Source organism: Thioalkalivibrio sp., assembly GCF_041685615.1.
Taxonomy (GTDB): Bacteria; Pseudomonadota; Gammaproteobacteria; order Ectothiorhodospirales; family Ectothiorhodospiraceae; genus Thioalkalivibrio.
This window is the reverse complement of record NZ_JAWLFK010000054.1, coordinates 1-12,592: the sequence shown is the minus strand read 5'-3', so window position 1 is coordinate 12,592 and position 12,592 is coordinate 1. Positions and strand designations below refer to the sequence as shown.

The 12,592-nt window shown below is 63.8% G+C and carries 16 protein-coding genes; 8 read left to right on the top strand and 8 right to left on the bottom strand.

Going from position 1 to position 12,592, the window contains the following annotated elements:
* The 3 genes from ACESLR_RS10240 to ACESLR_RS10230 all read left to right on the top strand — a co-directional run.
* On the top strand, positions 1-929 hold a 929-nt coding region (locus tag ACESLR_RS10240; RefSeq protein WP_373067237.1), incomplete at its 5' end, for a molybdopterin oxidoreductase family protein.
* A 68-nt stretch (positions 930-997) separates the two neighbouring features.
* Entirely contained in the window at positions 998-1,693 is a 696-nt protein-coding gene (locus ACESLR_RS10235; protein ID WP_373025834.1) for a 4Fe-4S dicluster domain-containing protein, read from the top strand.
* A 26-nt stretch (positions 1,694-1,719) separates the two neighbouring features.
* Complete coding sequence (locus ACESLR_RS10230; RefSeq protein WP_373025833.1) at positions 1,720-2,769, top strand: dimethyl sulfoxide reductase anchor subunit family protein; 1,050 nt, start codon at positions 1,720-1,722, stop codon at positions 2,767-2,769.
* Between the two features lie 147 nt (positions 2,770-2,916).
* Here ACESLR_RS10230 and ACESLR_RS10225 read toward each other — a convergent pair whose 3' ends face one another.
* On the bottom strand, positions 2,917-3,045 hold the full coding sequence (locus ACESLR_RS10225; protein WP_373025838.1) for a hypothetical protein: 129 nt from the start codon (positions 3,043-3,045) through the stop codon (positions 2,917-2,919).
* A gap of 195 nt (positions 3,046-3,240) precedes the next feature.
* Between ACESLR_RS10225 and rfaH the strand changes: the two genes are divergently transcribed.
* A complete protein-coding gene (gene rfaH / locus ACESLR_RS10220; RefSeq protein ID WP_373025832.1) occupies positions 3,241-3,747 on the top strand; it encodes a transcription/translation regulatory transformer protein RfaH in 507 nt (168 codons plus the stop codon).
* 224 nt (positions 3,748-3,971) lie between these two features.
* Here rfaH and ACESLR_RS10215 read toward each other — a convergent pair whose 3' ends face one another.
* Genes ACESLR_RS10215 through ACESLR_RS10190 form a run of 6 tightly spaced genes read right to left on the bottom strand, consistent with a single transcriptional unit; the run spans position 3,972 to position 9,748 of the window.
* Positions 3,972-5,711: a nickel-dependent hydrogenase large subunit gene (locus ACESLR_RS10215; protein ID WP_373025831.1), complete on the bottom strand. Its 1,740-nt coding sequence runs from the start codon at positions 5,709-5,711 to the stop codon at positions 3,972-3,974.
* Complete coding sequence (locus ACESLR_RS10210) at positions 5,708-7,075, bottom strand: (Fe-S)-binding protein (protein WP_373025829.1); 1,368 nt, start codon at positions 7,073-7,075, stop codon at positions 5,708-5,710. The genes ACESLR_RS10215 and ACESLR_RS10210 overlap by 4 nt, the downstream gene beginning before the upstream one ends.
* Complete coding sequence (locus tag ACESLR_RS10205) at positions 7,072-7,725, bottom strand: nitrate reductase (RefSeq protein ID WP_373025827.1); 654 nt, start codon at positions 7,723-7,725, stop codon at positions 7,072-7,074. The genes ACESLR_RS10210 and ACESLR_RS10205 overlap by 4 nt, the downstream gene beginning before the upstream one ends.
* Positions 7,722-8,789 (bottom strand): hydrogenase small subunit, encoded by a 1,068-nt coding sequence (locus ACESLR_RS10200; RefSeq protein WP_373025826.1) that lies wholly within the window; start codon positions 8,787-8,789, stop codon positions 7,722-7,724. The genes ACESLR_RS10205 and ACESLR_RS10200 overlap by 4 nt, the downstream gene beginning before the upstream one ends.
* 60 nt (positions 8,790-8,849) lie before the next feature.
* Positions 8,850-9,290, bottom strand: a complete 441-nt coding sequence (locus ACESLR_RS10195) for a hydrogenase expression/formation protein (RefSeq protein WP_373025824.1) — start codon at positions 9,288-9,290, stop codon at positions 8,850-8,852.
* Complete coding sequence (locus tag ACESLR_RS10190; RefSeq protein ID WP_373067232.1) at positions 9,287-9,748, bottom strand: HyaD/HybD family hydrogenase maturation endopeptidase; 462 nt, start codon at positions 9,746-9,748, stop codon at positions 9,287-9,289. The genes ACESLR_RS10195 and ACESLR_RS10190 overlap by 4 nt, the downstream gene beginning before the upstream one ends.
* Before the next feature lie 270 nt (positions 9,749-10,018).
* Between ACESLR_RS10190 and ACESLR_RS10185 the strand changes: the two genes are divergently transcribed.
* Genes ACESLR_RS10185 through hypA form a run of 4 tightly spaced genes read left to right on the top strand, consistent with a single transcriptional unit; the run spans position 10,019 to position 12,340 of the window.
* Positions 10,019-10,306, top strand: a complete 288-nt coding sequence (locus ACESLR_RS10185) for a HypC/HybG/HupF family hydrogenase formation chaperone (protein WP_373067227.1) — start codon at positions 10,019-10,021, stop codon at positions 10,304-10,306.
* A gap of 4 nt (positions 10,307-10,310) precedes the next feature.
* A complete protein-coding gene (gene hybE / locus ACESLR_RS10180) occupies positions 10,311-10,844 on the top strand; it encodes a [NiFe]-hydrogenase assembly chaperone HybE (RefSeq protein ID WP_373067222.1) in 534 nt (177 codons plus the stop codon).
* The gene (locus tag ACESLR_RS10175; RefSeq protein WP_373067217.1) at positions 10,831-11,955 is read left to right on the top strand and encodes a nickel-dependent hydrogenase large subunit; all 1,125 of its coding nucleotides are present in this window, start codon (positions 10,831-10,833) and stop codon (positions 11,953-11,955) included. Before hybE ends, ACESLR_RS10175 begins: the two co-directional genes overlap by 14 nt.
* Before the next feature lies 1 nt (position 11,956).
* On the top strand, positions 11,957-12,340 hold the full coding sequence (gene hypA, locus ACESLR_RS10170) for a hydrogenase maturation nickel metallochaperone HypA (protein ID WP_373067243.1): 384 nt from the start codon (positions 11,957-11,959) through the stop codon (positions 12,338-12,340).
* 61 nt (positions 12,341-12,401) lie between these two features.
* On the opposite strand, the gene ACESLR_RS10165 is transcribed toward hypA, so the two are convergent.
* The coding region (locus ACESLR_RS10165; protein ID WP_373067210.1) for a hypothetical protein at positions 12,402-12,592 on the bottom strand (191 nt) is incomplete at its 5' end.

The window sequence follows — 12,592 nt, the reverse complement described above, 5'->3', positions numbered from 1 at the left end:
ATCTGCGCGGCGAGCCGAACCCGAAGCAGTGGGAGGCGTACATCGAGAACCAGGGGTTCTTCGTGCATCACCTGGCGCCGAGCCAGCAGTTCTATCGCTACGCCAACCAGGACTACCTGGAACTGGCCAAGCACGCCGGCTGGGTGGGCAAGACCGATCCGATCACGATCGAGCTCTACTCCGAGACCCAGCAGCGCTTCAAGCTGGCCGGCCAGGGGCTGTATGACGGCCCGCAGCCGACCCGGCAGGAGCACAAGGATCGCCTGACGCAGTTCTTCGACCCGCTGCCGATCTGGCACAAGCCGCTGGAGCAGACGCGCATCGACGAGGACGAGTACCCGTTCTACGCGGTCAATCAGCGCCCGATGTTCATGTACCACTCCTGGGATTCGCAGAACGCCTGGCTGCGCCAGATCTGCGCCCAGAACTACCTGTACATGAACCGAGGAAAGGCGCAGTCCATGGGCATCGAGGACATGTCCTGGGTCTGGCTGGAGTCGCACAACGGCAAGATCCGCGTGCAGGTCAAGCTGATCGAGGGCTGCGAGCCCAGCACCGTCTGGACCTGGAACGCCATTGGCAAGCAGAAGGGCGCCTGGGGTCTGAAGCCGGACGCCAACGAGTCTAACAAGGGCTTCCTGATGAATCACCTGATCAGCGAGTTGCTGCCGAAGAAGGGCGACCCGGTGGACAACATCACCAACTCCGACCCGGTGACCGGCCAGGCCGCGTGGTATGACCTGAAGGTCAAGATCACGCCGGCCGACCCGGACGAGCCCAATACCTGGCCCGAGTTCGACACGATCAAGCCGGCCCCCGGTATGTCCGAGGCCCCGGACCAGCTTCGCTACGCGGCGCACAAGCCGGTGCACCTGAATCGCTCCATCCGCGACGTGCTGACGCGCGGTTCGCTGGACGAAGAACAGTAGGCATCACGGACCCGGGCCATGCCGCCGGCCCGAGGCCGGCGGCCCGAGAGAATTTGAGGAGTAGCTGTATGCGACTTGGACTCGTAATCGACATGGACACCTGCGTGGGCTGTCACGCCTGTGCGGTGGCCTGCAAGCAGTGGAACACCAGCGGCACCACCGGTGCGCTGACTGACTATCGCCCGTACGGCGAGGACCCCAGTGGCGTCTGGTTCAACCGCATCCGCCACTACGAAGTCGGGGACTACCCCAACAACAAGACCGTGAACATCCCGATGTCCTGCATGCACTGCCAGCATGCCGACTGCGTGAATGTCTGCCCGACCGGCGCTTCCTACAAGCGCCCGGAAGACGGCATCGTGCTGGTCGACCAGGACAAGTGCATGGGCTGCAACTACTGCGCCTGGGCCTGCCCCTACGGTGCCCGCGAGCTGGATCGCGAGGACGGGGTCATGAAGAAGTGCACGCTGTGCGTGGATCGCATCTACGACGAGCAGCTGCCGCCGGAAGAGCGCCAGCCCGCCTGCGTGATCACCTGCCCGGCGCATGCCCGGTTCTTCGGTGACTTCGACGACGACAACTCCGAAGTCAGCCGTCTGGTGCGCGAGCGCGGCGGGGTGAAGCAGATGCCGGAGCTGGGCTACAAGCCGGTCAACACCTATCTGCCCCCGCGCATCACCCGCCCCATCCCGACCGACGACGTGCGGGCCAACAAGCTGGTCAGCTCGGTGAAGGACTGGGTCAACAAGATGGTCGCGCGCTAGGCGCGGCCCGAACGGGAGAATTCATCATGCATCCGGCATTTTCCGTCATCCTGTTTACCGTCATCTCGGGTGCGGGCTATGGCCTGTTCATCCTGCTGGCGGCGTTCCATCTCGCGGGTATTGGTCCGGCGATGAGCCACGGCGAGCTGCTCGCGCACGGCCTCGCGTCGCTCGGCATGATCACCCTGGGGCTGATGCTCTCCACCGGGCACCTGGCAAACAAGAAGAACGCCTGGCGTTCCTTCATGCGCTTCAAGACCTCCTGGCTGTCACGCGAGGCCGTGTTTGCGGTGCTGTTCTATCCGTTTGCCGGGATCTATGGCCTGGGCGTCCTGCTGCAGGGGGCAGCCATCGGCCCGCTGCCGGCGATGGCTGGCGGGATTGCCGCTGTGCTGGCCGTGGTCACCCTGTTCTCCACGGGCATGATCTATGGTTGCCTGAAGACCATCCGCCAGTGGAATACCGCGCTGACTCCGGCCAACTACATCATGCTGGGCATCGCCACGGGTACCGCGCTGTTTGCCGCCATCGCGGCCGTGTTTGGCAATGCCACCACGATGCACGCCGGTGTGGCGATGGTTGCGCTGGTTGCGGCAGCGGTCCTGAAAGGCATCTACTACTTCTGGATCTCGCGGGTGAACGGCCCGACCATCAATACCGCGACCACCTTCAACCGTGCGACCGTCCGTCTGCTGGATACCGGTCATACCGCCGGCACGTTCCTGACCGACGAGTTCGGTTATGACCCGCGCAAGGACACCATCGACAACATCAAGATGGGCGTTTTCCTGCTCGGCTTCATCGCCCCGGTTCTGGTCTTCGCGTCGATCCTGTCCGGCGCCCCCGCCGGCATCGCCTGGCTGGCGGCCGTTTCGAGCCTGGTCGGGATCGGGATGGAACGCTGGTTGTTCTTCGCCGAGGCCAAACATGTCGTGCGTCTTTATCATGGCGCCCAGACCTGCACCGACTCCCTGGCGGAACCCAACCGTGTCGGGCCGGAAGTGGCCGCGGACACCCGCCGCGGCGCCGCGCCCCGCGGAGAGCTGGGCGATACGACCGGGGGTTCGGGCTCCTGATGCCGGCTGGCCCCGGATGTGATCCGGCGAGAACGCCGGGGAGCTTCCGGGGTTGCTCCCAGCCATCGAGCAAACGCGCCAGGGCGGCGGGTATCCGAAGCCTTGGCGTTTTTTTTGTTGGCGGAGCGCCCCGGCCCCCGTTTGTTGTTATCGGGCCTTGTCGTTCTCGTGCATGCCGTGAACGATGAAATACCCGACATACGCGAAGAATGCCACGATGCCCGCCAGCGTCAGGATCGTCAGGATCCCAATGGGTGACTGAAACATGATTTCCATCAGCATGAGCTTTCCTCCGGTTGGGTCCATGCACCTTCGACGCTAGCGCCACTATGTGCCGCCGAAGTTGATCCAGATCACGGCTTGCGCTGATCGGGGCGGTCGTCTGGCCACCGTGCTTCGCGTGTGCGTATCATCAAGACGTACATTGCGGATACCGCCCCGGCGCCCGGCCGGTGGCGTTGCGAGGGCCCCTTGAAACACTGGTACACCGTTCACTGCAAACCCCGCGAGGAGGCCCGCGCGGAGGCCAATCTGGCCCGGCAGGGCTATCGCACCTTCCGTCCGTTGATCCGTCGTGCCGCGCGTCGCGGTGGTCGGCGCACCACGGTGACCGAGTCCCTGTTCCCGCGGTATCTCTTCACTGAACTGTGCGACAGCCACGAGAACTGGGCGCCGATTCGTTCGACCCGGGGCGTCCTTGGGCTCGTCCGCTTTGGTCACGCACCGGTCCCGGTACCCCGTCCCGTGATCGAGGCGATCCGCCTGCGCCTCGACCCGGAGAGCGGCTGCCTGGACCTGACCCGCACCGATGATTTCGCCGTCCGGCAGCCCGTCACGATTACCGATGGTCCCTTCCAGGGGCACGAGGCGCTATTTTTAGCCCGAACCGGCGACGAGCGCGTCATGGTTCTCATGCAGATCATGAACCAGAGTCAGGAGGTCGAACTGCCGGCCGCAGCGGTGGGGCCCGCTGCTTAACCTATCGGCCCGGGGCTGTTGACGGGCCGTAGGCTGACTGCCTCGCGCCGAGCTTGATCGCCCCTGCGCACGAACTGTCTGGCTTCCTGATGTGGTCGAAGTGGTCTCGACCTGGAGACCCTGGAATCTTCGGGTGTGTGCTGCAGGGGAGGCCGTTGGTTGACGCTGCGCCCCCGCGATGGGGTTCGGGCTGGAGGCGCGTTGGGTTCTCCAGCTCGGACCGGTCATTTGACCTTGACGGTGACGCCCTCTTTGCGGTCGGGGCCGACCATATGTACTGCGCATGCGAGGCATGGGTCGAAGCTGTGCAGGGTGCGCAGGATCTCCAGGGGCTGATCCACATCGTACATCTGGTGGTTGTCCATCAGTGCTGCCTCGTACGGGCCCAACTGGCCTTCGGCGTCACGGGGGCCCGCGTTCCAGGTGGTAGGCACCACTGCCTGGTAATTGGACAATTTCCCGTCGTCGATGACTGTGTAGTGGGTGAGGGCGCCGCGCGGCGCCTCCATGAAGCCGACGCCCTTCGCATGCCGGGGCCATGTGCCGGGGTTCCAGAGATCCTCGTTGAAGGTCTTGAGATCGCCGGCACGCAGGTTGTCCACCAGGTTGTTGTACCAGGTCATCATGTTGTCGGCGATGATCTTGGTCTCCAGCGTGCGTGCCGCGGTCCGTCCCATGGTGGAGAACATGGCCTCCAGCGGGAGGTCCAGATCGCTCAGGGTCTTGTCGGCCAGGTCCTGCGTGGGTTCGTGACCCGAGGCATAGAGCATCAGCACGCGGGCCAGCGGACCGACTTCCATTGGCTTTCCACGCCAGCGCGGGGACTTGATCCAGGAGTAGTCGCCCTCGACGTTGAGGTGGTCGTAGGGCGCCTCTGGACCGGTGTAGTTCAGGGTGGTTTCGCCGTCGTGCGGGTGCAGGCCGACGTCCTTGCCCGCCTCATAGTCGTACCAGGCCCGGGCGACAAATTCCTGGACCTGGTCCGAATCGTACAGATCGATGGAGTGCACCTTCGAAAGGTCGCGATCCAGGATCACGCCCGAGGGGACGAGGAAGCTGGACGCGTCGCCGTGGCCCTGTGCCGGGAAATCCCCGACGGTGAGAAAGTTGCCCACACCTTCGCCGCGTTCGAACCAGTCCTTGTAGAAGCCGGCGATGGCGACGGTGTCGGGCAGGTACACCTGATCCACGAACTCCTGCATCTGGATGATGGCGTCGCGTACGATGCTCAGGCCGGTGTCGTTGAGGGTCGTCTGTCCGCCGCCTTCCGGTCCGCCGCTGAATGCCGTGGGCGCGCCCCCCACCACGAAATTCGGGTGCGGATTCTTGCCCCCGAACACCGCGTGCAATTTCGCGACATCACGCTGCCAGGCCAGGGCATCCAGATAATGCGCCACCGCCATCAGATTGGCTTCCGCCGGCAGTTTGTAGCCGGGGTGTCCCCAGTAGGCATTGGCAAAGATCCCCAGTTGCCCGGACTCCACCAGCCCCTTGACCTTCTTCTGTGCGTCGGCGAAGTAGCCGGGAGAGGAGTTGCGGTACGAGGACAGTGATTGAGCCAGCTCCGAAGTCGCCCTGGGGTCGGCGTCGAGCGCGGAGACTACATCGACCCAGTCCAGTGCATGCAGATGATAGAAATGCATCACGTGGTCGTGGATGTACTGGGCGCCAGTCATCAGATTTCGGATCAGCTGGGCGTTCGGCGGGATCGGGTAGTCGAGCGCGTCTTCCACCGAGCGGATCGACGCCATGCCGTGCACCAGCGTGCAGACGCCGCAGATACGCTGGGCAAACGCCCAGGCGTCGCGGGGATCGCGCCCCTGCATTACGACCTCGAGGCCGCGCACCATCGTCCCCGAGCTGTAAGCATCGGTGATGTTGCCTTCGGCATCCGTTTCGGCTTCGATGCGCAAATGGCCCTCGATCCGGGTGACGGGGTCGACAACGATTCGTTCTGCACTCATGACTTGGTGTCCTCAACAAGATTGTCTGCGACCAGCTCGAGCAGGCTGTTCATCTGCTTGTCCCAATGCAGTTTCTCGCCGCTGTCATCGAAGTTCTGACGGCAGTTGGAGCAACTGGTCACCATCATCTCAGCACCGGTTCCATCGAGTTGCGCCAGCTTGTTGCCCATAATCTTGTAGCGCAGGGAATCCGCCCGGTGGATGGTGATCACACCACCACCGCCGCCGCAACAGAAGTTCAGGTTCCCGGAGCTTTCCGGCTCACGCACGTCGACGCCGAGTGCGTCCAGAACCTTTCGCGGGGCCGGGGTGGCACCTCCGCGGCGTGAGACCTGACAGGGGTCGTGGAAGGCGACGGTCTTGTTGACCTTGTTCAGGCGGATAGCGCCCGATTCAACCGCCTCGGCCAGGAATTCCGAGATGTGCTGGACCTTGAACGGCAATGGCCGTCCCAGCATGTTGGCGCCCTGCCAGCGCAGTGCCTGATAGGCGTGCCCGCATTCGGGGAGGATCACCAGCTCCGCGCCGATCTTCTCGGCGGTGCTGATGATCTTCATGGTCATGTCCTTCTGCCACTGGGTGTTGCCGGACAACATCCCGAAGTTGGTCGCCTCATACCCTTCCGTGTGGAAGGTCCAGGACTTGCCCATCTGGTTGAGGATCTTGCCGGTGGCGGCCATGGACTCCGGATACTTCTGGATCTCGATGGATGACATCAGCACAAGGACGTCGGCCTGGTCCTGGTCCAGGGGCATATCGACTTCGTGCTCGTCCTCCATCCATTCAACACGGTCGGCAAAGACCTTCGGGGTCGCTCCCAGCGGACTGCCCTCGCGTTCGGCCTTTTCGGTGACGGTGTACAGCTCGTGCGGGACCAGGCCTGCCTGGAACATGCCGTGGCGCGCCATGCCAACCAGGGTCGCGATATCGATGCTCATCGGGCAGACCAGGGTGCAGCGTCCGCACATGGTGCAGGTGTCGTACAGAAGCTCCTGCCACTCCTCCAGCTGCTCCACCGTGACCTTGGATTTCAGGTTGAGCGTCTTGTAAAAGAACGACAGCGGTCCCGCCTCGCGCTTGTAGGCCTGCTTGAAGGGTTCAAGCTTCCAGATAGGCGTCAGCTTCGGGTCGGGATTGGCCTCGTAGAATGGGCACGCATGGGCGCAGGCGCCGCAATGGACGCAGGCCTCCATGTAGGTGGCGGCCACGTACCCGAAGTCCTTGGCGAAGTGCTGCATGGCCTTCTGGACGCGTTCGTCATCGCTCATCTCGCCCTGCTTGTCGAAACGGACATCGGGCCGCGTGACTGACAGCCGCTTGGATTCCAGATCGACCGGGATCTCGTTGGTGGTCGCGTCGCTCATGCTATGCCTCCCCTGCGTGCGAAGCGGGAACCCGTCGTGTAGCGGGAAACCCCGAACCAGAATGCGTGCATCAGCTTGCCGAACGGGAAGTAGATCAGCAGCAGCCAGACGGTCAACAAGTGAATGGCAAGCCCGGTTTCGTAGTGCCACCAAATGTTGGCGGCCGTCGCGAGCCCGGTGACGAATGGCAGCGTGGTGACGAACCAGCTGAAGTAGTCATCGAAGTTGGACAGCATGCGCCGCACCGGGTCGGTGATCCGATTCACCAGCGCGATGATCAGCGCGACGATGGTGATGACCGCGATGGCGGTGATGATGCCGTTGGGCAGAGCGGGCCAGCCGAATCCGAAAATGTCCTGAAAGAAAAGCACATGGGGTTTGTAGAAGAAGATCACAAAGAGCAGCCCCAGATGGATGACGTACCCAATGATGTGCTCCTTCACGAGATCGGCTCGAAACGGCTTGTAGGGCCAGGCATGTTGTACGAGGCCCTTGAGGCCGCCTTTCCAGGCGTCGGTCTGTCGCGGTTCGGAGAGGTCTGGCTTGTGGCGCAGGGCCCACACCCCGACCAGCCGAAAGGAGATGCCGACGATGAACACGACAATCGCAAACTGCATCGCCGGTCCGCGCGCAAAATCCAGCAAGGTCATGACTTCTTCCCTCCCGAGAGCTTGTCCTGGTTCTTCCGCGACACGACGGCCGCCGCGACCCCCGCTGCGGCTCCCGCCGCGGCTGCAATCGCAATGCCCTCGGCGGAGCCCCACTGGCCGGCAGAGAGCGGCTTGTAGAAACTGTCCTTGTCCCAGAAGTCGGGTTCGGAACAGCCGATGCAGCCATGTCCGGACTGCACGGGCCAGCTGGTCCCCTGGTTCCACTTGAGCGTCGCGCAGGCGTTATGGGTAATCGGGCCCTTGCAGCCGAGTTCGTACAGACACCAACCGTTGCGCGCACCTTCGTCGTCGAAGGACTTCGCGTACTTGCCCTGGTCGTAGTACGGTCGCCGATAGCAGCGGTCGTGGATCGTCTCGCCGAAGAACGCCAGGGGGCGCTTCTTGCTGTCTACATCGGGGAGACGGCCGAACGACAAAAAGCTGGTCAGGACGCCGGTCATCACCTCGGGCATCGGTGGGCAACCCGGTACGTTCAGGATTGGTTTGTCCGTGATGATCTCGTCAACGCCGACGGCACCGGTGGGGTTGGGCTGGGCCGCGCCCACACCGCCGAAGGACGCGCAGGTCCCGATCGCGATGATTGCGGCTGCGCCTTCGGCGACTTCCTTGATCGATTCGAGGTTCGTGTGGCCATCGACGGTGGAGTAGACACCGTTGTCCTTGACCGGGATGGAGCCGTCCACGATCACCAGGTATTCACCCCAGTTGTCTTCCATGGCCTGATGCAGGGCTTCCTCGGCCTGACGGCCGGCTGCCGCCTGCAAGGCGTGCTGGTAGTCAAGGGAGATGAAGTTGAACAGCATCGACTCCAGGGTCGGCGTGTAGGAACGGGTCAGGGACTCGATGCATGCCGTGCATTCCTGGTACGACATCCAGATGACCGACTGTCGGCGCGCCTGGGCGAGCGACTCGGCCATGGCTGGCACCATGCTGGCCGGAATCGCCATCGACGAAGCGACTGCGGCGCAGAATTTCAGGAACGAGCGTCGACTGATGCCCTGGCGGCGCAGTTCTTCGCCCAGCGTGAGGTCTTGGTCTTTCATGTAGTCCCCTTGGGGTGGCCCCTTCGGCTTGCACTACTGTTTGTGTGGGTCACTTCTTGCTTACTGTTGTGTGGTCTCCAGTGAGCCAAACAGGTCCGGGAAACGCTCCGCGCTGTCTTCAATGTCGACCGGGTGCGCTTCCAGGATCATCGGAACCGGTCCGATCTCGAGCTGTTGGCTCACCAGGGATTCGGCATCATTGAAATACTTGACCCACCAAAGACCGGGAAAAGCTGTCTCGTGGATCTCGGAAGGACCGGAGGCTGTGATGGTTGCGCTGACCTCGCCGCGACCCAGCTTGCTATCGAGGAGCTCGATGTCCGCGTCGCTGAGGGGTAGATTGCCGAGCTCGACCACCTGGCGCTCGCCACCCTCGGCGACGCTTCGCAGGTGGGTGGAAATTTCCTGCAACAGGGCCATGACCATGGCGGTGTTTACGCCGTCGTCTTTGGTCAGAGCCGGATCGAGGTCGATGTGTACCGGGATATCTTGCAGGCTCATAACTGCCACCTTCGCAGGATGTTGTCGACCGCTTCGCACGCAGCGGGAATCGCGCGGGCGACCGCGGGGGTCGGATAGTCGCCCCAGTCGAAATTTTCTGGCTGGATCCCGACCAGTGCGCGACGTGCCGGTAGCAGGCCTTCCAGGGCGGCAATGGACAGGAGATCGGCCACGCTGACCTCGTGTACGCTGCTTTTGCCGCCATGGGCGACGAAGTCGTCCATGGCGGGACCCTCGAATACCCGGATCGTGCCCGGGGGGGCATCCAGCGCCGCGGTATCCACGATGATGAGGTTTTGGGTGCTGACGATCGGGCCGGAGAGCATGAAGCTGATGGTGCCACCGTCCATGCACTCTACATCCGACTGGCCGGCGTACTGGCGGGAAAGCTCGTGGACGACGTGGACGCCCATGCCTTCGTCTGTCAGCAGGGTGTTGCCGATGCCCAGGATGAGCACGGACGCCTGCCCAACTTCGGGAGACGCCGGAGGAACATCGGGTCGTTGCTGGGCGAGCATCTTCCGTCCTTGGGCGGGCCCCGCCCTCTGAACAGCCACTGGAGATGTACTAAATCCCGACTCTACAAGGTTATTCGACTTTACTGCATTGGTAGGTGACACGCTACCATTAGCCGTGTTACCGCCCTCTGGTGGTTAATATCCGACGGGGTCCTTTCGCTCATCGCATTTCTCCCGGCGAAAGGACAATGGTGCGCGAGGTAAGGCGGGATGTGTCTGGGAATTCCGATGCGGGTGGTGGAGCCTGGTGAATTCGTGGCGCTGTGCGAGCGTCGCGGTGAACGCCGACACTTGAACATGATGCTGGTGGGCCCGCAGCCGGCCGGGACCTGGGTGCTGGCGGTGATCGACCATGCCCGCGAGATCCTGAGTCCCGAAGAGGCGGAGCAGATCGATCGAGCCGTGTGTGGTCTGGAGGCGATGCAGCGTGGCGAGCGCGACCTGGACGGGTACTTCGCGGATCTGGAGCTCCCGTCGGAAACGGGCCCGCCACGCTAGGATTATGGAACCGCCTGCGGTACATGTCCGACGCCGGCTCGAGACGTCATTCCAACTCGTTCAGGAACAGAGGATGCGGGCGATGGCGCTGTGCAACCCGGTTCTTGACGTGGAAGCCCTCGGATTTGGCGAACTGCCCGACCGGACCGGGCGACTGGGTGTGCTGATCACCCCGTGGTCGATGAACCTGATCCACCTGCCCGTGGGGGCGGCCTTGTCGGAGGGGCATGTCGGTAGCCGCACGCTGCCGGTGGGCGAGGTCGACTTCGTGGGTGCGGCGGAGGTGGGATTTGGCGCCTTCGAATCCTGCTCCCTGTTCTCGCCCGTTCTGCAGTTTCCGGATCAGTTGACGGCCCGGGCAGTTGCCAACGAGACCCTCGGTTTGCTGCTGGGGGAGACCACCGAGTCCGGGGATGCGGATTGGAGCCGTCTGCCGATGAAAGAGGGTCGAGCCATTCGCGCGAGCGGTGGTCCGGTCGACATCGCGGTCGACCGCCGGCGGTTTCTGCGCGGCGCATGGCGTGATGGCAAGCGCTGACGTCCCGGTCGAGGGCAGCGTCCGGATCCAGGTAGTCTGGGATGGCGCGCGCGTGGACGCCGCGCGCGTGACCTCGCGGCGTCCACAACCGCAGTCCCTGTTGCACGGGCGGGAGCTGGTCGACGCGTCGGTAATCCTGCCGCGCCTGTACAGCATTTGCGGCGATGCTCAGGGGGTGGCGGCCATGGCGCTGGAGGCACTGACGACCTCCGGTGAGCTGGATCCCCCGGCGACCCAGCCCTGGCGCGAGCGTCTGCGCCTCGAGACGGTCCGCGAACACCTCTGGCGCCTGGGCCTCGATTGGGCACAGGCGGCGGGCTTCGAGCCCTTCCCCGAGCCGGTGAAATCACTACTGTCCGCCCGTGAGGGCCTGCTCGAAGATCGGGATATGGCCGCCGGGTGGGCCCGGCAGACCCGGGATGCCCTGTTCGGAACGGCCCGGCCGGCCCGGATCGATGCGAGTGTGCCCGAATCTCTTCAGGCCTGGATCGAGCACGCCGACACCCCGCTTGCCGGACTGCTGCGGAGCCTGGCCGGGCGACTCGAAGGTGTTGGCCGAGCCCGTTTCAGTCCGCTGCCGAGCGGGTGCGCCGAATGGCTCCTCGCCGATGCGGCTCGGCGACTGCGGTCGGACCCGGACTATCACTGGCGGCCCGATGTTGCCGGCCAGGTGTTCGAGATGGGCCCCGCTGCGCGGAGTTCTGGCGGCGCCAGGCTCAATGATGGACGACGCGTTTCCGGGCCCACGATGGATGCCTGGACGCGGGTTGTGGCGAGGGTGTTCGAACTGGAACGTCTGCTGGATGCGCTCGAGAACCACCGGCCGGCCATGGGAGAACTGACCGGGTGGCGGGACGAGGATGCCGCGGTGGTCAGCGTGGAAATGGCACGCGGAGTGCTGATGCATTGGGTTCGGCTGGAAGCGGGCAGGATCGCGGACTACCGGATCGTCGCGCCCACCGAGTGGAACTTCCACCCGCAGGGTGCCTGCCGGGAGGGGCTGCTGGGAATGGAGGCCGGTGGAGAACAGGAACTGGAGGAGCGCGTGAGGCTTCACGTGATGGCACTGGATCCCTGCGTCCGCCATGAACTGGAGGTGTCTCGTGCATGAGATGTCCCTGGCCGAAGGAATTCTGCGTATTATCGAGGATCAGGCCGCGAACCGGGGTTTTCGGCGCGTACTACGAGTGCGGCTGGAGATTGGTGAACTCGCGGGGGTCGAGGTGGAGGCCCTGCGCTTCGCCTTCGATGCCGTGAAGAACAATAGCCGAGCGCAGGGTGCGGTCCTTGAAATCGAGGCCGCGCCCGGCGAGGGTTGGTGCATGGATTGCGCAACGACCGTTCCGATCGCGTCGTTGTACGCCGACTGTCCGGCCTGTGGCGGCTTTCGGGTGCGCGCGACGGGCGGCATGGAGATGCGCGTGGTCGACCTGGAGGTCGACGGGGGGGCAGCGGCCGCACCGGAGCGCCCCGGTGGAATGGGTTTCAGACGTTGAGGCGCCATGCGATCGAGCATGTCGATGGGTTCTTTCCCGATCTGACTTTGTGGTGATCGGGTCACGTAAAGCGATTGCGATTGCCGCCCTGCGCGGCAGCAACAAAATCCGGAGTATGGCGACGATGTGTACGGTATGCGGTTGCGGTGAGGGCGAGACGCGGATCGAGGGCAAGACGCCACACGATCATGGGCATCCTCACGGTCATGAGCACGCCCATGGGCATGCACATTCGCATGACCACGCGCACGG